19 protein-coding genes are annotated in these 21092 nt (G+C 62.8%); 12 read left to right on the forward strand and 7 right to left on the reverse strand.

Features of this window, described 5'->3' with window-relative positions; genetic code table 11:
* The first annotated feature begins 14 nt into the window (after nucleotides 1-14).
* The 3 genes from QLG12_RS05805 (at nucleotide 15) to QLG12_RS05815 (ending at nucleotide 1691) form a co-directional block, all read left to right on the forward strand.
* Entirely contained in the window at nucleotides 15-308 is a 294-nt protein-coding gene (locus QLG12_RS05805; protein WP_064379284.1) for a putative quinol monooxygenase, read from the forward strand.
* Nucleotides 309-339: 31 nt separating this feature from the next.
* Nucleotides 340-1353 (forward strand): zinc-binding alcohol dehydrogenase family protein, encoded by a 1014-nt coding sequence (locus QLG12_RS05810; protein WP_282474110.1) that lies wholly within the window; start codon nucleotides 340-342, stop codon nucleotides 1351-1353.
* A 164-nt stretch (nucleotides 1354-1517) separates the two neighbouring features.
* Nucleotides 1518-1691: a hypothetical protein gene (locus QLG12_RS05815; RefSeq protein WP_011332306.1), complete on the forward strand. Its 174-nt coding sequence runs from the start codon at nucleotides 1518-1520 to the stop codon at nucleotides 1689-1691.
* Between the two features lie 8 nt (nucleotides 1692-1699).
* Here the strand turns inward: QLG12_RS05815 and QLG12_RS05820 are convergent, their stop codons facing one another.
* Together QLG12_RS05820 and QLG12_RS05825 are read right to left on the reverse strand one after the other, a co-directional pair.
* The gene (locus QLG12_RS05820) at nucleotides 1700-2905 is read right to left on the reverse strand and encodes a multidrug effflux MFS transporter (RefSeq protein ID WP_108559457.1); all 1206 of its coding nucleotides are present in this window, start codon (nucleotides 2903-2905) and stop codon (nucleotides 1700-1702) included.
* A 114-nt stretch (nucleotides 2906-3019) separates the two neighbouring features.
* On the reverse strand, nucleotides 3020-3217 hold the full coding sequence (locus QLG12_RS05825; protein WP_007958490.1) for a cation transporter: 198 nt from the start codon (nucleotides 3215-3217) through the stop codon (nucleotides 3020-3022).
* 148 nt (nucleotides 3218-3365) lie between these two features.
* Here QLG12_RS05825 and QLG12_RS05830 point away from each other — a divergent pair, with 148 nt between their 5' ends.
* The 3 genes from QLG12_RS05830 to cueR all read left to right on the forward strand — a co-directional run bounded on the left by QLG12_RS05830 (nucleotide 3366) and on the right by cueR (nucleotide 6627).
* Nucleotides 3366-3749: a hypothetical protein gene (locus QLG12_RS05830; protein WP_197869833.1), complete on the forward strand. Its 384-nt coding sequence runs from the start codon at nucleotides 3366-3368 to the stop codon at nucleotides 3747-3749.
* A gap of 77 nt (nucleotides 3750-3826) precedes the next feature.
* A complete protein-coding gene (locus QLG12_RS05835) occupies nucleotides 3827-6217 on the forward strand; it encodes a heavy metal translocating P-type ATPase (RefSeq protein WP_236194628.1) in 2391 nt (796 codons plus the stop codon).
* Nucleotides 6214-6627 (forward strand): Cu(I)-responsive transcriptional regulator, encoded by a 414-nt coding sequence (cueR, locus tag QLG12_RS05840; RefSeq protein ID WP_282474111.1) that lies wholly within the window; start codon nucleotides 6214-6216, stop codon nucleotides 6625-6627. Before QLG12_RS05835 ends, cueR begins: the two co-directional genes overlap by 4 nt.
* Here cueR and QLG12_RS05845 read toward each other — a convergent pair.
* Entirely contained in the window at nucleotides 6581-7798 is a 1218-nt protein-coding gene (locus QLG12_RS05845; protein WP_282474112.1) for an MFS transporter, read from the reverse strand. The two genes, cueR and QLG12_RS05845, sit on opposite strands and share 47 nt — an antisense overlap.
* Before the next feature lie 56 nt (nucleotides 7799-7854).
* On the reverse strand, nucleotides 7855-8751 hold the full coding sequence (locus tag QLG12_RS05850) for a PA4780 family RIO1-like protein kinase (RefSeq protein ID WP_011332300.1): 897 nt from the start codon (nucleotides 8749-8751) through the stop codon (nucleotides 7855-7857).
* Nucleotides 8752-9191: 440 nt separating this feature from the next.
* Here QLG12_RS05850 and QLG12_RS05855 point away from each other — a divergent pair, with 440 nt between their 5' ends.
* Nucleotides 9192-11138 carry a methyl-accepting chemotaxis protein gene (locus tag QLG12_RS05855; protein ID WP_197869836.1) on the forward strand — a complete coding sequence of 649 codons (1947 nt, stop codon included), beginning with the start codon at nucleotides 9192-9194 and terminating at the stop codon, nucleotides 11136-11138.
* 49 nt (nucleotides 11139-11187) lie between these two features.
* Here QLG12_RS05855 and QLG12_RS05860 read toward each other — a convergent pair whose 3' ends face one another.
* Complete coding sequence (locus QLG12_RS05860; RefSeq protein ID WP_064379268.1) at nucleotides 11188-12465, reverse strand: acetyl-CoA C-acetyltransferase; 1278 nt, start codon at nucleotides 12463-12465, stop codon at nucleotides 11188-11190.
* 277 nt (nucleotides 12466-12742) lie between these two features.
* Here QLG12_RS05860 and QLG12_RS05865 point away from each other — a divergent pair, with 277 nt between their 5' ends.
* The 4 genes from QLG12_RS05865 to QLG12_RS05880 all read left to right on the forward strand — a co-directional run bounded on the left by QLG12_RS05865 (nucleotide 12743) and on the right by QLG12_RS05880 (nucleotide 18600).
* On the forward strand, nucleotides 12743-14095 hold the full coding sequence (locus QLG12_RS05865) for a 3-oxoacyl-ACP reductase (RefSeq protein ID WP_197869838.1): 1353 nt from the start codon (nucleotides 12743-12745) through the stop codon (nucleotides 14093-14095).
* Nucleotides 14096-14097: 2 nt separating this feature from the next.
* Nucleotides 14098-14952: a MaoC/PaaZ C-terminal domain-containing protein gene (locus QLG12_RS05870; protein ID WP_282474113.1), complete on the forward strand. Its 855-nt coding sequence runs from the start codon at nucleotides 14098-14100 to the stop codon at nucleotides 14950-14952.
* Nucleotides 14953-15259: 307 nt separating this feature from the next.
* Nucleotides 15260-16798: a collagen-like triple helix repeat-containing protein gene (locus QLG12_RS05875; RefSeq protein WP_282474114.1), complete on the forward strand. Its 1539-nt coding sequence runs from the start codon at nucleotides 15260-15262 to the stop codon at nucleotides 16796-16798.
* Nucleotides 16799-16932: 134 nt separating this feature from the next.
* Complete coding sequence (locus tag QLG12_RS05880; protein WP_282474115.1) at nucleotides 16933-18600, forward strand: POTRA domain-containing protein; 1668 nt, start codon at nucleotides 16933-16935, stop codon at nucleotides 18598-18600.
* Between the two features lie 509 nt (nucleotides 18601-19109).
* Here QLG12_RS05880 and QLG12_RS05885 read toward each other — a convergent pair.
* Both QLG12_RS05885 and QLG12_RS05890 read right to left on the reverse strand, forming a co-directional pair.
* The gene (locus QLG12_RS05885; RefSeq protein ID WP_011332293.1) at nucleotides 19110-19517 is read right to left on the reverse strand and encodes a response regulator; all 408 of its coding nucleotides are present in this window, start codon (nucleotides 19515-19517) and stop codon (nucleotides 19110-19112) included.
* 85 nt (nucleotides 19518-19602) lie between these two features.
* Complete coding sequence (locus QLG12_RS05890) at nucleotides 19603-19803, reverse strand: Flp family type IVb pilin (RefSeq protein ID WP_282474116.1); 201 nt, start codon at nucleotides 19801-19803, stop codon at nucleotides 19603-19605.
* Between the two features lie 337 nt (nucleotides 19804-20140).
* Between QLG12_RS05890 and cpaB the strand changes: the two genes are divergently transcribed.
* A complete protein-coding gene (gene cpaB / locus QLG12_RS05895; protein WP_282474117.1) occupies nucleotides 20141-21079 on the forward strand; it encodes a Flp pilus assembly protein CpaB in 939 nt (312 codons plus the stop codon).
* Nucleotides 21080-21092 lie beyond the last annotated feature (13 nt).

Here is a 21092-nt window from a genome sequence, read left to right on the forward strand (position 1 = left end):
TCCCGGAGTCGAACATGTCCCAGCCTTTCACCGCCATCGCCACCCTGATTGCCCGAGCTGGCCAGCAGGACGCCCTCGAACAGCACCTGCGCGCCCTGATCGAACCGACCCGCGCCGAAGCCGGTTGCGGTCAGTACGAACTGCACCAGGACCTGGCCAATCCGCTGGCCTTCTACATGATCGAGCAGTGGGCCAGCGACGAAGCCCTGCAAGCCCACGATGCCAGCGCCCATATCCAGCATTTCCGCAGCCAGGCCGAGGCGTTCCTTGAACACTTCGAACTCAAGCGCCTGCGCGTCATCGCCTGAAACCTTCCTTTATTCACTTTCGGAGTTCTCCATGAAAGCTATCGCCTATTACGCCTCGCTCCCGATCAGCGACGAAAAATCCCTGCAAGACATCGAACTGCCGGAACCGGTTGCCGGCCCCCGCGACTTGCTCGTCGAAGTCAAAGCGATTTCGGTCAACCCGGTCGACACCAAGGTTCGCCAGAACGTCGCGCCGGAAGGCGGCGCCGCCAAGGTGCTGGGTTGGGACGTGGCCGGTGTGGTCAAGTCGGTCGGCAGTGAAGTGACCCTGTTCAAGGCTGGCGACAAGGTGTTCTACGCCGGCTCCATCGCCCGGGCCGGTGGCAACAGCGAATTGCACGTGGTGGATGAGCGGATTGTCGGCCACATGCCGAAAACCCTCGGCTTCGCCGAAGCCGCCGCCCTGCCGCTGACTGCGATCACGGCCTGGGAGCTGTTGTTTGAACGGCTACAGATTCGCGAAGGCAACACCGATGAAGACCAGAGCCTGCTGATCGTCGGCGCGGCCGGCGGCGTCGGTTCGATCCTCACCCAACTCGCCAGCCAGTTGACCGGGCTCAAAGTGATCGGCACCGCCTCCCGCCCGGAGACCCGCGACTGGGTGAGCGAACTGGGGGCAGATCGGGTGATCGATCACAGCCAGCCGCTGAGCGAAGAACTGAAACGCGCCGGTGTCGCTCACGTGACCCATGTCGCCAGCCTGACCCAGACCGAACAACATCTGGACCAACTGGTCGAGGCCCTGGCGCCGCAAGGCAAACTGGCGCTGATCGACGATCCGAAGGCGCTGGACGTGACCAAGCTCAAGCGCAAGAGCCTGTCGCTGCACTGGGAGTTCATGTACACCCGCTCGCTGTTCGAAACGCCGGACATGATCGAGCAGCACAAACTGCTCAACCGGGTGGCGGAGCTGATTGACAGCGGGACATTGAAAACCACGGTCGGCGAGCACTTCGGCACGATCAACGCGAGCAACCTGCGCCGCGCCCATGAATTGCTGGAAAGTGGCAAGGCCAAGGGGAAAATTGTTTTAGAAGGTTTCTAACCCGCAAGACCGCAGCCTTCGCCAGCGCCAAAAATGTCTGGCCCGGGGGCTGCGGTGTTTTTTTGCCGTCAGTCAGATGCTTGACCCTTGTCACAATTGCGATCGTATTCAGGTCTACAATCGAAACCTCTGCGATGCAATCTTTTACGTACGGGAGGTCAGCAATGAAGATCCTGATAAAAGAAGTGGCAAAGTCCCAATGGCAAGTTCGTCTTGACCAGCACGCCGTGACCTTCCGCAGTGAGGCCGAAGCCAGGGCCTTCACCCGCACCCTCGAAGCGCGTATTTGCGCGCCCCATCAGATTCCCGACCTCGGCCAGCAACGCGCTGTCGGCTGAGGCTTTCGTTACTGGATTTCGGCCTGCGCCTTTGCCAGCGCCCGGGCATTCTGCATGCGCCGGGTCAGTGTCGCCGCGCAGACGACCAACAGACCGCACAGGCTGATGACCATGGCCATCGGCACGGCGCTGCCATCGTGCAGGATGCCCACCAGCGCCGAAGCCCCGGCGGCGACGCTGAATTGCATGCTGCCGAGCAACGCTGAAGCACTGCCGGCGCGACCGCCCTGCCCGTTCATCGCACACGCCGCCGCATTGGGGCTGATGCAGCCAAGGCTGGCCACGCAGATGAACAACGGGATCAGCAATGGCCACAGGGCCTCGGTGTGCAAGGCGCTGACCGCGAGCAGCGTCAGCCCGGCGGCCAGGTAAACCCAGACCGCCCGTGACAGCAGAAAGGCCGGACCGCGCTTGGCCAGCAGGCGCGCATTGACCTGTGCGACCAGAATGAACCCGGCCGCGTTGGTGCCGAACAGCCAGCCGAAATGCTCGGCCGGTACGCCATACAACTTGATGAAAATGAACGGGGAGCCGGCGATGTAGGCAAACATCCCGGCAATGGCGATGCCGCCGGTCAGGGCATGCCCCATGTAGACCGGATCGGCCAGCAGCCGACCGTACTGACGCAGGGCACCGGACAACGGCTGACGCGGAACATGCGCCGGCAGACTTTCCGGCAGGCCGAGGGCCACCGCCAGCCCGGCGAGGGCACTGAACGCCGTCAGCACCAGGAAGATCGACTGCCAGCCCGTGGTGTTGACCAGCAGACCGCCGAGCATCGGCGCCAGAATCGGTGCCAACCCCATCACCAGCATCAACTGCGAGAAAACTTTCGCCGACCCCACCGCGTCGCACTTGTCGCTGACCACCGCCCGGGCAATCACCATTCCCGCGCAACCGCCCAGCGCCTGCACCAGCCGCGCTCCGATCAGCCACTCCAGATTCGGCGCATAGGCGCAGGCCACTGACGCCAGCGTGAACAGCGTCAGACCGATCAGCAACGGAATCCGCCGGCCGAAGCGATCCGCCACCGGCCCGTAAGCCAGTTGACCAATGGACAGACCAAAGAAGTAAGCCGACAGCGTCAGCTGAACGTCTTTCTCATCGGTGCCGAACGCCAGCGCCATGGTGGGAAAGGCGGGTAGATAGAAGTCGATCGCCAACGGACCGAAAGCGGTCAGGGCACCGAGAATCAGAAGGGTACGGAAGTTCATCAGGCGTCCAGGTCTGGCAGGCAGTTGGGGGGCATTTCGGTGGAGTGCAGCCCGACAGTCTAGCCGCGCGAGGACGCCTTGAACATTCCGGTAGCTCGCTAACTATTAAAAAGATCAGGCGAGTTTGATGGCGTAACCTTCTTCGCTGATCGCCTCGATCACCTGCTCGGCGCTCAACGCACTTTCGACGCCGACTTCCTTCGCCGCCAGATCGACCCGCACGCTGGCGGCCGGATCCTTGCTCTGCACCGCCTGAGTGACGGCTTTGACACAGTGACCGCAGGACATGCCTTCAACAGTGAACACTTGCATGGAATGACTCCTTTGAGTGAGGTTGTCGGCAGTTTCGGGCTTGCCACGATGGCAAGGTCAAGTTCTGCAAAAAACTGCCGGGCTGGCAATCGGCGCCGCGCTCGGCCAAGCTGCGTGCATCAATGACTTGAATTCAGGAGATTCAGCCATGCGCTGGTCAGCTTTCAGCCTGTTTGGCGTACTCAGCCTTTTTGCCGCAATCCCTTCGGTGCAGGCCGCCGGGGAAGATTACGGGGTGCTGATCATTTCCCGCGAGCGCCTGGAAGTCGCGACTTCCTGCGAAATCGGCGTTTACATTCAGGATCAACTGTCGGCGCGCCTGTTCCAGGAGCAAAGCACCTCGTTCAACCTGCCGCCGGGCAATGTGTCGCTGCGCCTGAAGCTGCTGCCGGGGCAAATGCCGGGCTGCAACCCGGGCATGCTCGCGCCGGGCTCGCAGGAGATCAAACTGCATGCCGGCGACATCCTGAAGTTCCGGATTGCGATGAATGCGGAAGGCATGTACCTCAAGCCCACTGGCCTCGGTTACTGACACTTTCGGATTGGCGCTTGACCTTGCCAGCATGGCAAGGTTGATCCTGTAGGCCTCTTCTACAGGGAGTACGACCGATGTCCGATTCCATCACGTTCGATCTGCCCATCAGCGGCATGACCTGCGCCAGTTGCGCCGGCCGTGTCGAGCGGGCCTTGAGCAAAGTCAGCGGTGCCACTGCCGTCAGCGTCAACCTCGCCACCGAACAGGCCCGGGTGCAGGCACCCGGCGACAGCCTGCCGGCGCTGATGGAGGCGGTCGAACGCGCCGGTTACAGCGTGCCGCAGCAAACCGTGGAATTGAACATCGACGGCATGACCTGCGCTTCCTGCGTCGGCCGCGTCGAACGCGCCCTGAACAAAGTACCGGGGGTGAAGAGCGTCAGCGTCAACCTCGCCAATGAACGTGCTCATCTTGAACTGCTCGGCGCGGTCGATCCGCAAACCCTGATCGCCGCCGTGAGCAAGGCCGGCTATTCGGCCAGCCTCTTCGAACTCGAACACCAGACCGACAATCGCCAACAGCGCCTGAACCATGAGCGCTGGGCGCTGATCTGCGCGATCGCCCTCGCCTTGCCGCTGGTGCTGCCGATGCTGCTGCAACCATTCGGCATTCACTGGATGCTCCCGGCCTGGGCGCAGTTCGCCCTCGCCACCCCGGTGCAATTCATCTTCGGCGCACGCTTCTACGTCGCCGCTTGGAAAGCCGTACGCGCCGGGGCCGGCAACATGGACTTGCTGGTAGCGCTGGGCACCAGCGCCGGTTATGGCTTGAGTCTCTACGAATGGGCCACCGCCGCCGGGCGCATGCCGCACCTGTATTTCGAGGCCTCGGCAGTGGTCATCGCGCTGGTGTTGCTCGGCAAATACCTGGAAAGCCGCGCCAAACGCCAGACGGCCAGCGCCATTCGCGCACTGGAAGCCTTGCGGCCGGAGCGGGCGATTCAAGTCATCGATGGCCGTGAACAGGACGTCGCCATCAGCGCCCTGCGTCTTGGCGACCGAGTTCTGGTCAAACCCGGTGAACGTTTCCCGGTGGACGGCGAAGTGCTGGAAGGCCAGAGCCATGCCGACGAAGCGTTGATCAGCGGCGAAAGCCTGCCGGTGCCCAAACAGCCGGGCGACAAGGTCACCGGCGGTGCGATCAATGGCGAAGGCCGCTTGCTGGTGAGCACCACGGCGCTCGGTGCGGAAAGCGTGCTGGCGCGGATCATCCGTCTGGTGGAAGACGCCCAGGCCGCGAAGGCTCCGATCCAGAAACTGGTGGATAAAGTCAGTCAGGTGTTCGTGCCGACGGTTCTGCTGCTGGCCCTGGCCACGCTGATCGGCTGGTGGCTATACGGCGCGCCGCTGGAAACCGCGCTGATCAACGCCGTCGCGGTGCTGGTGATCGCCTGCCCATGCGCCCTCGGTCTGGCGACACCGACCGCAATCATGGCTGGCACCGGCGTGGCGGCGCGGCACGGGATTCTGATCAAGGACGCCGAAGCATTGGAGCGTGCCCATGAAGTCAGCGCCGTGGTGTTCGACAAGACCGGCACCCTGACCTCCGGCACGCCGCGCATCGCGCATTTCAGTGCGGTCGACGGTGACGAAAATGCCCTGCTGACAGCGGCCGGCGCGCTGCAACGCGGCAGCGAACATCCACTGGCCAAAGCGGTGCTGGATGCCTGTGCCGAACGCAATCTGACGGTGCCCGATGTCAGCGACAGCCAGTCCCTGACCGGGCGCGGCATCGCCGGCAGCCTCGACGGCCGGCGCCTGGCCCTGGGCAACCGGCGCTTGCTGGAGGAAAGCGGTCTTGACGCCGGGAACCTGAGCGAATCCGCCAAGGCCTGGGAAACCGAAGGCCGCACGCTGTCGTGGCTGATCGAGCAAAGTCCGGCGCCCCGCGTACTCGGCCTGTTCGCCTTCGGCGACACCCTCAAGCCCGGCGCGCTGCACGCGGTGCAACAACTGGCCGCCCAGCACATCCACAGCCACCTGCTGACCGGCGACAACCGCGGCAGCGCACGGGTGGTCGCCGAAGCACTGGGCATCGAAAACGTCCATGCCGAAGTGCTGCCAGCGGAGAAAGCCGCCACCGTCGCCGAGCTGAAAAAAACCGGCGTCGTGGCCATGGTCGGCGACGGCATCAACGACGCCCCGGCACTGGCCGCTGCCGACATCGGCATCGCCATGGGCGGCGGCACCGACGTGGCGATGCACGCCGCCGGCATCACCCTGATGCGCGGCGATCCGCGGCTGGTGCCGGCGGCGCTGGAGATCAGCCGCAAGACTTACGCGAAGATCCGGCAGAACCTTTTCTGGGCTTTCGTCTATAACCTGATCGGCATTCCGCTGGCGGCGTTCGGCTTTCTCAACCCGGTGCTGGCCGGTGCGGCGATGGCCTTGTCGAGCGTCAGCGTGGTGAGCAATGCGCTACTGTTGAAAACCTGGAAACCCGAGGACCTGGAGGACAACCGATGAACATCGGCCAAGCGGCCCGCCACAGTGGCCTGAGCGCGAAAATGATCCGGTATTACGAGTCGATCGGTCTGCTCAAGGCTGCCCATCGCACCGACAGCGGCTATCGCATCTACGGCGACGATGACCTGCATACGCTGGCGTTCATCAAGCGCTCGCGGGACCTGGGTTTCTCGCTGGAAGAAGTTGGGAAACTGCTGACCCTCTGGCAGGATCGCCAGCGCGCCAGCGCCGATGTGAAGGCCCTGGCGCGACAGCACATCGACGAGCTTAATCAGAAGATCCGCGAACTCGGCGAACTGCGCGATACCCTGCAGGATCTGGTCGAGCACTGCCACGGCGACCATCGTCCGGACTGCCCGATCCTCAAGGAACTGGCGTCGGGTGGCTGCGCGCAACCCGCGCGTGCCTGAGCAACAGGGCTTTCATCGACAGCACAGTGGCGAGGGGAATGCCGTGGAACAACAGCACCACGGCACCCGGCGTCCACCACTCATAGAACGGCGCGGCGATCAGCATGCCGACGCCGAATCCGGTCATCTGCAACAACGTCAGGAAACTGAAGATCGGCAGGCGCAGGGGCTCCGGCTCCCGTTGCAGGCGTGACATCAGGCCGACTTCCGAGAAACCGTCGCCCAATCCGGCCGGCAGCGAAAACAGCAACAGGCCGACGACGCTGTGCTGCTGGAACATCAGGATGAAGCCGCAGGACATCAGCAGCACGCCACCGAAATAGCGGCGCTCCAGATGAACGTTTTCCGAGCCGTTCAAGCGACTGGCGATCCGCGCGCCGAGCAGTTTGCCGGCGGCCCACACCGCAAGCATCAGGCCCAGCGTGGTGCTCGCCGAGTCCGGCGTCAGCAGTTTGGAGATGATCGGAAAACCGACGTTGTGCGCAGCGCTGCCAAGGGTGTCGGCCATGGTCACCGCCAGCATCGCCGCCACCACCGGAGCGCTGCGCAAGCCCTGGACCAACGCTGACCATTCGCTGCGCTCATCGCTTGATTCGGCCAAAGGCTCCGGTGCACTGAACCGCAGCGGCGCAATCAACACCGCCGCCAGCAGGTAGGTCAGCGCGTTCAGTGCGAACACCGCTTCAAAACCAACCCCCGCAACCAGCAACCCGGACACCAGACTGCCGCCGACCATCGCCATGGACGAGGCGGAGGTGATCCAGGCATTGGTCCTGAGCAACTGCGCCGGCTCGATCAAGCGCGGCAACTGGCTGTTGAGGCCGATGGCGAACATCGAATTGCCAAAGCCCAGGCCGAACGCGATCAGCGGCAGCAACAACGCCTGCTGACCGACCGGCACGATGAGCAACAGCCCGAGCACAGCGGCGCGCAGCAGATCGAAGGCAATCAACGGCAGACGGCCACTGCATCGACGATAGAACGCGGTGCCGATCAGACTCGCAAAGATTCCGCCGCCCACGCGACTGGCAAGAAAAATCCCCACGCTCATCGCGCTGTTGCTCAGCAGGTAGACATACGTGGCCAGCGCAACCATGTTCAGGAAAGCGCCGAAATCGGCAATCAGCCGGGCTGTGATGATCAGCCGGGCATTGCGGGAGGTGGTGGTCACAGTCAATCCTTGAATGTGTAAAACCCGGCCGAAGCCGGGTTTTCCCTTTCAGATGCTCACTGCATCCACGGTGGCGGAGGCGGTTCGTCGGACTTGCCCTTGGGCTCGTCGTCCGCCGCGCGGATGGCTTGCTTGCGCTCCTCATCCAGACGCGCCGCTTCGATCTCGCGCAGCACCCCGCCGACATCGGCAAGGTCCTCGGGATCGTCGAACTCGCCGGTCAGCACGCTGGCCGGATGTAACGTACCCGCTTCGTACAACGCCCACATTTCCTTGGCGTATTTGGTCTTCTTCAGCTCCGGCGCGAAGCGACCGAAGTACGAAGCCATGTTGCCGACGTCACGTTCCAGCATGCTGAACGCGTGGTTGTTGCCGGCGGCGTCCACCGCTTGCGGCAGGTCGATGATGACCGGGCCGGTCGGCGTCAGCAGCACGTTGAACTCCGAAAGGTCACCGTGCACCAGACCGGTACACAACATCAGCACGATCTGCGAAATCAGGAACGCGTGATATTCGCGGGCCTGATCCGGCTCCAGCACCACGTCGTTCAGACGCGGCGCGGCATCGCCGTACTCGTCGGCCACCAGTTCCATCAGCAGCACGCCTTCGAGGAAGTCGTACGGCTTGGGCACCCGCACCCCGGCATTGGCCAGGCGGAACAGCGCCGCGACTTCGGCGTTCTGCCAGGCGTCTTCGGCTTCCTTGCGCCCGAACTTGGAACCCTTGGCCATGGCCCGGGCCTGTCGGCTGTTGCGAACCTTGCGGCCTTCCTGATACTCGGCCGCCTGGCGGAAACTGCGTTTGTTCGCCTCCTTGTAGACCTTTGCGCAACGTAACTGATTGCCGCAGCGCACCACATAAACAGCTGCTTCTTTGCCACTCATGAGTGGACGCAGCACTTCGTCGACCAGACCGTCCTCGATCAGGGGTTCAATGCGTTTTGGAGTCTTCATCAGCTTTTATTGTGGGTCCTTTATTACCAAACACGCGAATGTCACTCGTTATACGGCAATCCTCGCATCACGGGGAGGGGTTGCCGACCTGTGAACCTGTGGATGCACACACTGTGCCGGATAAACCGGGCCGATCCGCCGCTATATCGGCCGCTGCGAATCATAGCCGAGGCTGTCGAAGTTGTTGGCGACAGGACTTGAGGGCATTTGCGACAGAATCTGACATCCCGATGCACGCATCTCGTAAGAATTTTCTCTTCTGGCCTCAATTTCCCTTTCGTGCGGCCGAATTCCTCTGTGACAGAGGAATTTGTCCGACAATCGTTCCAAAAAAATGTCGATGTTGCACCCAAGGAAACGGGTGAGAAATAGGTTTTTCGGCTGCCAATAACCGCGAGTCATCTGCACTGCGTGGGCCTACAAGAAAATCTGGAGCGCGGATGAACATCAAACAGAAGTTGACCTGGGCGTTTGCAATCATCGCCTGCTTGCCCGTGGTGCTGGTCGCCACGCTGGTGGTACTGAACCTGCGCAGCGATGCCCGGGACGATTTTGTCGACAGCAGCGGGCGCGAGATCCGTCAGGTCAGCAATGCCATGCAGCTGTTTTTCGACGGCATCAGCCAGAACGTCGATTACCTGGCGGCGCAACCATTGGTCAAAAACGCCGACGGCAGCGTGCGCAGCCGCATGAGCGCCAACGCTTCCGACACCTCGGATGGCGAGATCGACAAGCAACTGTTTGCACTGTTCGAGGGGCTGGCCAAATCCCACCCGGCCTACTCCTACGTGTCCTATGGATTGAACAGCGGCGGCTATGCCTTCTGGCCGGGCGATCCGAAGATGGCCAACTACGACCCGCGCACCCGCCCCTGGTACAAGACCGCCATGGCCAACCCGGGCAAAACCCTGCGCACCGAAGCCTACTACTGGGCCGGCGATGACGCGGTACTGGTCAGCACCGTGCGCGCGGTCGCCAACCAGTTGGGCGCCCAGGGTGGGGTGGTCAACATTGACGTGTCGCTCAAGCAGCTGACCGAGATCGTCAAACAGATCAAGCTCGGCGAAAGCGGTTACCTGATGCTGATGGAAAACACCGGCACGGTGCTGGTCGATCCGAAGCAACCGGAGCACAACTTCAAGCGACTCGACAGCCTCGGCGATGGCTATGCGCAACTGGCCAAGGCCGGCAAAGGGCTGGTGGACGTCGAGCTCAACGGCGAACGTTACATGGCCAATGTCTGGCCATCGGAGCAACTGGGCTGGACCTTCATCGGCCTGATCAAACAGAACGAAGTGATGAGTTCCGCCACCCAACTGACCTGGCTGATCGCGATCATTGCCGCCGTGCTGGCGGTGTTTTTTGCCGTGGTCGGTGCCAGTTTTGCCAGCCTGATCGTGCGACCGATCCGCAGCGTGGCCAACGGCCTGGAAGGCATCGCCCAGGGCGAAGGCGACCTGACCAAGAGCCTCGACATCCGTGGCAGCGACGAAACCGCGCAACTGGCCAACTGGTTCAACCAGTTCCTCACCGCGATCCGCAGCCTGATCCAGCACATCGGCGGCGCAGCCGGGAAAATCCTCGCCACTTCGCAGAGTTCGACTCGGGTTTCCGGCGACATGGCCGAAGCCGCCGGACGCCAGCGCGAAGCGGTAGACATGGTCTCGACCGCATTCCACGAAATGGTCGCCACCGCCAACGAAGTCGCCCGCTCGTGCAGCCAGGCGGCCGAGTCGGCCGACAGCGGCCAGCGCCAGGCCCGCGAAGGTCAGCAGCAGATCGATGCGGCAGTGCACAGCGTCGACCAACTGAGCCAGGAACTGGAGCAATCGGCGCAGTCGATGCAGCAACTGGAGCGCGACAGCAACGACATCCAGTCGATCCTCGGCACCATCCGTTCCATCGCCGAACAAACCAACCTGCTGGCGCTCAACGCGGCCATCGAAGCAGCGCGGGCCGGTGAGCAGGGGCGTGGTTTTGCGGTAGTGGCCGACGAGGTTCGCGCACTGGCTAAACGCACGGCGGATTCGACGGCGGAAATCGACGGGCTGCTGGGCAACCTGGCCAAGCGCACCAGCGCGGTGACCCAGCAGATGCGCGCCAGCCTCGACGTGTCGCAGCAATCGGTGGCACGTATCGGCGAAGCGCGAGAAAGCTTTGGGCAGATCCGTGAGTCGGTGGATGTGATTCGCGATATGAACACGCAGATTGCGACGGCGGCGGAAGAGCAGCATCAGGTGGCTGAGGACATCAATCGGCACATCAGCCAGATTCATGGTGATGCGCAGTTGGTGGCGGAACTGGCGAATTCGGCGCGGCTGGATTCGCAGAGTCTGGCGGGGTTGTCGAATGAGCTGGATGGGTTGGTGCGAAGGTTTCGTACCTGAGTAACCTTTGGAATTCCCTCTCCCTTTGGGAGAGGGAATTCCTGTTCTTTCAGCGCTCGATGATCGCCGTCACACCCTGTCCGCCAGCCGCACAAATCGAAATCAACCCCCGCCCCTGCCCCGCCGCATCCAGCAACTTCGCCAGATTCGCCACAATTCGCCCGCCCGTCGCGGCGAACGGATGCCCCGCCGCCAGTGAGCTGCCCTTGACGTTCAAGCGGCTGCGGTCAATCGAGCCCAACGGCGCGTCCAGCCCCAGCCGGGTCTTGCAGTATTCCGGATCTTCCCAGGCCTTCAACGTGCACAACACCTGCGCAGCAAAGGCCTCGTGGATTTCGTAGTAATCGAAGTCCTGCAAGGTCAGCCCATTGCGTGCCAGCAGGCGCGGCACCGCATAGACCGGAGCCATCAGCAGCCCTTCGGCGCCGTTGACGAAATCCACCGCCGCTGCTTCGCCGTCGCGCAGATACGCAAGGATCGGCAGTCCACGTTCCTTCGCCCACTCTTCGCTACCCAGCAACACCACCGAGGCGCCATCGGTCAGTGGCGTGGAGTTGCCGGCGGTCAGCGTGCCCTTGGCGCTTTTCTCGAACGCCGGTTTCAGGGTCGCGAGTTTTTCCAGGGTCAGGTCCGGGCGCAGGTTGTTGTCGCGGGTCAGGCCGAGGAATGGGGTCATCAGGTCGTTGTGCCAGCCTTCGCTGTAGGACGCCGCCAGTTTGTGGTGGCTTTCGAAGGCCAGTTGATCCTGTTCCTCGCGGGGGATGTTCCAGGTCTGCGCCATCAATTCGCAGTGCTCGCCCATCGACAGGCCGGTGCGCGGTTCGCCGTTGCGCGGGAATTCGGGGATCAGGTGTTTCGGGCGCAATTGCAAAAAGGTCTTGAGCTTGTCGCCGGTGGTCTTGGCGCGGTTGGCCTGCAGAAGGATCTTGCGCAGGCCTTCGCTGACGCTGATCGGCGCGTCCGACGTGGTGTCGACGCCACCGGCAATACCGCAATCAATCTGGCCGAGGGCGATCTTGTTCGCCACCAGCAACGCCGCTTCCAGGCCGGTGCCGCAAGCCTGCTGAATGTCATAGGCCGGGGTGGCCGGCGACAGGCGTGAGCCGAGCACGCACTCGCGGGTCAGGTTCATATCCCGTGACAATTTCAGCACCGCCCCTGCGACCACTTCGCCGATGCGCTGGCCGTGCAGGTTGTAGCGTTCGATCAGGCCTTCGAGGGCGGCGGTGAGCATCACCTGATTGCTGGCGGTGGCGTAGGGCCCGTTGGAGCGGGCAAACGGAATGCGGTTGCCACCAATGATCGCGACGCGGCGCAGCTGACTCATGAAATGCTCCTTGTTGATTCAGACTCATGGAAATCCCTGTGGGAGCTGGCTTGCCAGCGATAGAGCCGGCACATCCAACACCTTCGGTGGCTGACACTCCGCCATCGCGGGCAAGCCCGCTCCCACAGGGTCGGTGGTGTATTTGCCATGTGTTCGGCCACAAAAACGCCGAGGGCAAACTACTCTGCTGTTCTAGCGTAGGCCTTATTGCGTGGATCGAACGATTGATTGCCCTTCGCAGTCCACACTTTGAACCCCATCTTCTGGAGAGCGTTCCATGTCTGACCGCTATATCGACTTCGCCAACTCGTCCATCGGCCACCGTCTGGTCGGGGCCCTGGGCCTGCCGTCGCCGGTGCGGCTGGAACGCTGGCAGGCCGGGCGCCTGCGGCCAGTGGAGAGTGCGCTGCTGATCGGCGGCGGGCCGCTGGCCGAGCGGGTCAGTGCATTCGCCAATCGCCTGACCGACGCGATCTACCGTTACGGCGACCAGCCGGCGACCGCCACTCAATGGATTCCCGGCCATGGCCCGAAACTCAAGGCCGTGGTGTTCGACGCCAGCGATTTGCAGCACACCGATCAGCTCAAGCAACTGCGTGAATTCTTCCAGCCGTTGATGAAGAACCTCGACAGCAGCGCGCATCTGGTGATCCTCGGCCGTGCCCCGGAAACCCTGCGTGACCCGTTTTCTGCCAGCGCACAACGGGCGCTTGAAGGCTTCTCGCGCTCGCTGGCCAAGGAACTGCGCAGCGGCGGCACGCTGCAACTGATCTACGTCGGCGAAGGTGCCGAGGATCAGCTCGAAGGACCGCTGCGGTTTTTCCTCTCGCCGAAAAGCGCTTTCGTCTCCGGACAAGTCATTCGTCTGACGGCCTGCGCCACTCAGGTCACCGACTGGACCCGCCCATTGGCCGGGCGCAAGGCGCTGGTCACTGGCGCGGCGCGCGGCATCGGCGCCTCCATCGCCGAAACCCTGGCCCGTGACGGCGCCGAAGTGATCCTGCTCGACGTACCGCCCGCGAAAACCGATCTCGAAGCCCTGGCCGCTCGCCTCGGCGGGCGCGCCATCACCCTCGACATCTGCGCCGAAGACGCCGCCGCGCAACTGATCGAACAGCTGCCGGACGGCCTCGACATTCTGGTGCACAACGCCGGCATCACCCGCGACAAGACCCTGGCCAACATGACCCCGGAGTTCTGGGACGCGGTGCTGGCGGTCAACCTCAACGCACCGCAAGTGCTGACCAAGGCCCTGCTCGACAGCGGCACCTTGCGCGATAACGCGCGGGTGATTCTGCTCGCCTCGATCAGCGGCATCGCCGGTAATCGCGGGCAGACCAATTACGCGGCGAGCAAGGCCGGGCTGATCGGACTGGCCCAGGCTTGGGCGCCGACCCTGCTCGAACGCGGCATCAGCATCAACGCCGTGGCGCCGGGGTTCATCGAGACCCAGATGACTGCGCACATTCCGTTCGGCCTGCGTGAAGCCGGGCGGCGCATGAGTTCGCTGGGCCAGGGCGGCCTGCCGCAAGACGTCGCCGAAGCCGTGGCCTGGCTGGCCCAACCGGGCACCGGCGCGTTCACCGGACAAGCGCTGCGGGTGTGCGGCCAAAGCGTTCTGGGGGCCTGAACATGACGATCGAATGGCACACGCTGCACCACGAGCCGAGCCTGCCGGGGCTGTATGCCCGGGCGGCGAGCCGACGCAAAATCACCGGCACCACCCTGCCCGACAGCGGTTTGCGCTGCGCCGTCGAGGTGGACGGCAAACGGCTGGCGGCCTATCGCAAGGTCTGCGGTTTCGCCGATGACGGTCTGCTGCCGCCGACCTATCCGCATATCCTGGCGTTCGCCCTGCAGATGCAGTTGCTGACCGCCAAAGAGTTTCCATTCCCGTTGCTGGGGCTGATTCATCTGAGCAATCGCATCCGCGTATTGCGGCCGATGGGCGGGATCAGTCGTGCACAAGTCAGCGTCCGGGTGCATAACCTGCAACCCCATCCCAAAGGCGCGACCTTCGATCTGCTGACCACCCTCGACGATCAACTCGGCCCGTTGTGGGAAGCCGAAAGCCAAATGCTCTGTCGCGGCGTGAAGCTTGAAGGTGAACCGGTCGAACGGGCCTGGGAGCCGGCGCTGCCGCTGATGCAAGTGGCGCAATGGAAGGCGCCGGCGGACATCGGCCGGCAATACGCGAAAGTCTCCGGCGACTACAACCCGATCCACCTGAGTGCCGCCAGCGCCAAGCTGTTCGGTTTCCCAACCGCCATCGCTCATGGTCTGTGGAACAAGGCCCGTACACTGGCGGCACTGGCGGATCATCTGCCCAAGGCCAACCTTGAGGTCACCGTGCACTTTCGCAAACCGGTGCGCCTGCCCAGCGAGGTGAGCCTGTTCGCCAGCGCTGCCGGTTCCAGCGGTGAGTTGCGTCTGATTGGCGCCGGGGACCTGGAACACATGGTGGGCAACTGGCAGCCGGTGGCCTGACATCAAGGCCGGGAAAACCTGCTCAATTGTGTATATATCACTTAAGTTTTCCCGCGCCGCCCACATCGCACTCTTGAAAACCCGGCCTTGATTTTCAAGGCTTTTTTTTTGCGCGCCTATATCCTCGGTATTAGTCGTTAGGCGGCACTCGCAGCCCCCTGCATAAAGGCGTTAATACCAACTTGAGAATGGCGTGGATCCGGCCTTGCGACTGATATGAGCACAACGGACGAAGGCACTGCCGGCAACAGAATCGGCGGGCCATCGAAGACAACAAACGTTGTGACAGGTGCAAGGAATAACGCTCATGAAAACTCAAATGAAAGCTCATGCGGCATGGTGCAAATCGGCAACGGCACTGGCCCTCATTCTCTCCCTCGGTCTGGCCGGTTGCAGCAGTGGCGGCGGCGGTCATCACAGCAGCTCCGGCAGTTCTTCTCCAGACAGCTCGACTGCCGGTACGGGTGGCACGGGCGGTACCGGTGGCACCGGAGACACGGCAGGCACTGGCGGTACCGGTGGCACTGGCGGAACCGGCGGCACGACGACCCCGACCAATCCCACCGACCCGACGGATCCGACCAACCCAACCAACCCGAGTACACCGACACCTCTGGTTACCACCACCCTGGTGCAGGACGTCGGCAATACCGTCAGCGGCGTCGGCGATGGCGTCGGCCAGGTCGGTGACTCCCTGAGCGGCGTGCCTGTCGTTGGCGGCGTGGTGCAAAGCGCGGCCCGGACTGCCGGCAACGTAGTGACCACGCTGGGTGACGGCGTAGCCAACGGCATCGGCAAACTGGCAACCACCGACAATGGCCTGGGCGTCACCGCTTCGGCGGTCGGCGGCGTGGTGCAGGATGTGGGTAACGGCGTGTCCGACCTGAGCGGCAAACTGGCCACTGCCACGGGCAGCGTTCCCGTGGTCGGCGGTGTGGTAACCAAGGTCGCCCCAGTGCTCAATGGGGTCGGCGAAAAGGTCACCATGCTCGGCGACACCCTCAGCACCGCCACCACCACCGGCCCGCTCGGCTCGGTTACCAAAGAAGTCGGCAGCAAACTGGTGCCGGTAATTGCCATGGTCGAAAGCACCACGGACAAACTCGGTACGGCTACAGGGCTGGGCGCGCCGTTGAACGGTTTGGTCCAGAAGGTCGGCAGCACGGTTGACGGCGTGGGTGACAAGGTCACTGTCGCCGGCAACGGCAACGCCCTGACCAACACCGTCGGCGGTGCCCTGAGCAATGTCGGCACCGCGGTCGGCAAGGCCGGCGGGCTGGTAGATAACGGCACCGGTTCCGGAACGGGCGTCGGTGGCGGCCTGGGCAACAATGGCCTGCTGCAAACCGTCGGCGGCGCCGTGGTCAACGTCGGCGCCGGCTTGAGCAGCGGCAATGGCACCCTCGCCGCACCGGGTGGCGTGCTGGCGGCGGCCGGTAATACCGTGGCCTCGCTCAACACCGTGCTCGGCGGTTCGGGCTCGCCGATCACCAGCCCGACCACGCCCCTGGCAACCCTGGGCAACAACGTGGGCGCCGGACTTGCGCCAGTCACCACGGCGGTCACCAGCCTGACCCAGAACGTCGGCGCCGCCACCGGGCTCGGTACTCCGGTCGCCGGTCTCACCGGCCAGGTCGGCGGTGCCGTCGGCAATCTCGGCAACACGATTGCCAGCACCAACAGCAATCCGGTCGTGGCGGCGGTCGGTAACACCGTCACCACGGTGGGCAACACGGTCACTGCGGTCGGCGGATTGGTCAACGGTGGCACCGCCACCGGAACCGGCGGCGGACTGGGTGGCGTCCTCGGTGGTCTCACCGGGACCCTGGGCGGCAACAAACGCTGAATTGCACCTGGCCGATTCGACGGCCGAACCTACAGCGCCTACGCTTGGTTGAGGGCGGAAGATTCCCACGAGTCTTCCGCTTTTTTCTTGGGAGAAAATCCGCCCGGTGCCGGGGGTTGAACATGGAGTGTCCTATGCGCGTTATGGCATCCCTGCTGTTTGTCAGTCTCAGTTCCACAGCCCTCGCCGATACCCTGCCCAGCTTTCTCAACAGCAACGAAACCATACGCAATCTGCCGGTACCCAATTTACCCGCCGACGCCTACCGGCCGAATGCCGCGCCGCTGCAAGTGCCGGAGCCAGGGGCCGCCGCCGAGCCGTTGATGATGAGCACCAAGATCAAACTCAACACTGTGCAGATCGAAGGCGGCACGCTTTACCCGCTGAACGAACTGGCAGAAATCTACAAACCCCTGATCGGCCGCGAGAGCAGCCTCGCCGATCTGATCGAGGCCACCCGCACGATCACTCGACGTTATCAACAGGACGGCTATCTGCTGTCCTACGCCTTCCTGCCACAGCAGACCTTCGATGACGGCGTGGCGCGCGTCGTACTGGTGGAAGGCTATGTCCGGGACGTGCAGATCGCGGGCGACGTGGGGCGGGTCAAAGCCCTGCTCGACCGACTGGCCGCCAAGCTCCAGGCCGAGCGACCTCTCACACGCAAGACGTTCGAGCGCTACACCACACTGATGACCCGCATTCCCGGCGTGACGATCCAGGCCCAGGTGCCACCGCCCGGCACCACCGATGGCGCAACCACGCTGATCGCCCAGGCCAGCCGCAAACCGTTCACCAGCACCCTGAGCACCACCGAAGACAACCGTAACGGCACTCAGGCCCTGCTCGGTGTCAGCAGCAATTCACAAACCTCGATGGGCGAACAATTGACGTTCAGCGGCCTGTTTCCACCGGGGGATGATCACGAGCATTACTATCGGCTGGACTACAACCAGTTCATCAACGACGAGGGTGCGCAACTGAGCCTGTCGGCCTCACGCTATCGCGCCGATCCCGGCACCAACGTGCTGCTGAACAACGGCCTGGAACTCAAGCCGCATCGCGAAAACGACCGTTACTCGCTCGGCTTCAGCCTGCCGCTGATTGCCGCTTCGGATGAATTGCTGACCGCCGGATCGCGTCTGTACGCGGTCAACGACAAGACCCGCTACAACGTGATCGGCTACCCGTTGAGCGTCGAAGAACGCACCGACATCCGCGCTCTCGCCTTCGAAAGCGACTGGCGCAAGGCCGATGCCCGGCAACTGCGGATCCTCAGCGGCGGCGTGTATCAGGGCTTGGACAGCCTGGGCGCGCGCACCAACAACAGCGCCATCGACCTCGATTTTTTCCGCGTGCGTCTGTCGGGGGTGCAAAGCGACAAGTTCCTTGATAACTGGCAAGGCGTACTGTCAGCCGCGTTGTACTGGAGTGACGACACCCTGCCCGACAGCGAGCGCGCCGTATTCGGCGGCCAGAACTTCGGCCGCGGCTATCCCGACGACCAGGCGTCCGGCGACAAGGGCTGGGGCGTGGCTTACGAAATCAACTACAGCTTCAACCGCGACGGCAACTGGGTGCGCATCCTGCAACCGTACTTCGTGCTCGACCGCTCACGCAGCTGGTTCAATGAATTGCCGGTGCAGGCCAACAACCTGTCATCGGCGGCGGTCGGCCTGAGATTCGGCGATGCGAAGTACTACAACATTGCCCTGGAAGCCGCCAAGGCGATGTCGGATGAAGCGCTGGACACCTTCAACCGCCGGCCGCGTTACAGCATCAGTTTCAGCTACCAGTTGTAAGCCGCTTGATCGCCGGCGAATCCCAGATCGGAACGCAGAGCGTCCCAGGCTGCATTCCCACGCAGAGCGTGGGAACGATCAAACAAAAGCAGTCCGCTTTCGCTTATCGCTTATCGCTCCTCACCACTCAACACAATGAGCGTTAGCTCGAGTACCGCTTTTGATCTACGGGCGACGTCGGAAGGCTGAGTGTAGGGATTCATCCGGGGGTGGGAGCGCAGCGACCGTTTGGCGGAGCCAAACACATCGAGAGGAGGTGCAGCGAAGCAAACCGTAGGCGATGCCCCCGGATGAAACCCGGAACGAAGGAACCCCGAGCCCCAGCGAGCGGGCCGAACGCAGGAGCAAGCGTTTTTTTGCTTACTTTTTGACTGGGCCGGCACTCCGGGCGTTTGTCAAAAAAGTGAGTCGCCGTAAGGGCGAAACCGCCAGCAGGCGCACCCGCAGAAACGGATATTCACCCAAAACCCCAACAACATGGTCGGCCCAAAGGCCGCCAAGTCAAACCCTCAAGAAACATTCACCCGAGGCTTGGGAAACAGATTATCCAGCGTCTCAAGCAACCGAACGTGATAAATCGGCTTGCGAAACAGATCCAGCACCTGCAACCGCAACATGTCACTCACATCCTCCATGTCCGCATGCCCGGAAGTCACAATCACCGGTAAATGCTGACGCGAAGTGTGTTCACGCAGCCGCTTGATCAACGACATGCCACTTTCCTCCGGCATGCGCAGATCAGTAATCACCAGCGCAATGTCCGGATGCCGTGTCAGATGATGCAGGGCCAGCTTCACCGACGTCGCGGTATGACAGACAAAACCTTCCCCTTCCAGCAACTCCGCCAGTTCCAGCAGTGCGTCCTCCTCGTCATCGACCAGAAGCAACTGTTGGCGGGGCGTATGGGAGAAAGACATAGGGCGATTCCTGCGATGGACTAAGCGCTGACGTTAGAACCCCTTGGGCGCATTCGCAAGTTGCCGGCCATGGCTGCCTACCCGATCAGAGTGCGGCCTGAATGGTGGTGAACATCGTGGTAATGGCGTTCGAGATCGGTGTCACGAATGCGGCCAGCGCCACCGCCACCATACCGGCGATGATCGCGTATTCGATACCTGAAGCTCCTTCGGTGTCCTTGACCAGGCCTTTGTAAAAAGTGATCTGGGACTTGATTGTCTGCACGGTTTTTTTTGCGAAGGACATGACTGATTCTCCTTGAAGGCACCGGGTGTTATGCGTTCGCAACATGATTTCCCCGTGCCAGCATCAGCATTGTCGGCAAAGTCCGGACCTACAACTGTAAGAACGGATTAACACCAAAGTACTAACTACTAAAACAACGGAAAAAAACCATGTTTGGCGCTTTAGTCCCCTGCTTTCGGCGGATATTTCGGCCCGCGTAATGGCATTTTGTTCGGGCTGCGCTACCGTCAAATAGCGAAATAGTTACTCGTTCATAGCTGCCTGATTGCGAAGTTATCTCGTTGGACGTCACGGGTTGTTGCAAGAGACAGAGCGCAGCGGGAAAGGGAGAGCCGTCATGAACAGTCGCGTCACTCTGGGTCTGGCCGGCATTTTGCTGCTGGGTGCCATCATCGCCGGTTACTGGGGGCTCACTTTGAGTCGCCAGGCCCCGGCCGCCGAACCCGTGGTTGCCGCCCCTGATACCCCCGTCGCCACCCCGGCACCGGTGGAAGATCCGACTCGCCAGCCAGTCGTGGTGCTGGTGCGCGACATTGCACCGTTCGTGACCATCACCGCCGCCGATGTCGCCGTGGAAAAACTGCGCACCGCCCCCGCCGGCAGCCTGGCCAGCGTCGATCAAGTGATCGGCCGCACGCCATGGCACGCCCTGCCGGCCGGCACCTGGCTGACCCAGGAAAGCTTCGAGGCCGGCAGCCCGCTGGCGCGGATGATTCGCCCCGGCGAACGCGCACTCGCAGTGGCGGTCGATGAAGTGATCAATGCCGGCGGGCAACTGGCGCCGGGAGACTACGTCGATGTGCTGCTGTTCTTGCGCAAGGATGAGAACAACCCGCAGCCGAGCGCCCAACTGGTAGTGCCTGCCGTGCGGGTGCTCGGCGTGGGTAATCAGATGGGCCTGACCAACAGCGGCCAACCCGCCAGCCCCGCCCACAGCGAAGAAGAAAGACTCAAACAGGAACAATTGCGCGCCGCCGCCCGCAGCGTCGTGCTCGCGGTGCCTGAACCGTTGCTCAACCGCCTGATGCTGGCCTCCAGCGCCGGCGTATTGCGGCTGGCCGTGCGCAGCGCCGACGAGCAGCAACTGGCGCGCTACTGGGCCGGCGACAACAACGTCGCCGCCAGCCTCGACAGCCCTCGGCGCGCGTTGATCGAGTTCAGCCAACTGTCGTTGACGCCGCCCCCCAAACCCATGGCGGTCGCCAGTCAGACTGCTCCAGGAAAACCGGCCGTGGAAGTGATTCGCGGCACCGAATCCGCCGAACCCACGCACTGAATCGAGCAAGGAT

Source organism: Pseudomonas sp. V88_4 (assembly GCF_029967985.1).
In the GTDB taxonomy this organism is placed as follows: Bacteria; Pseudomonadota; Gammaproteobacteria; order Pseudomonadales; family Pseudomonadaceae; genus Aquipseudomonas; species Aquipseudomonas glycinae.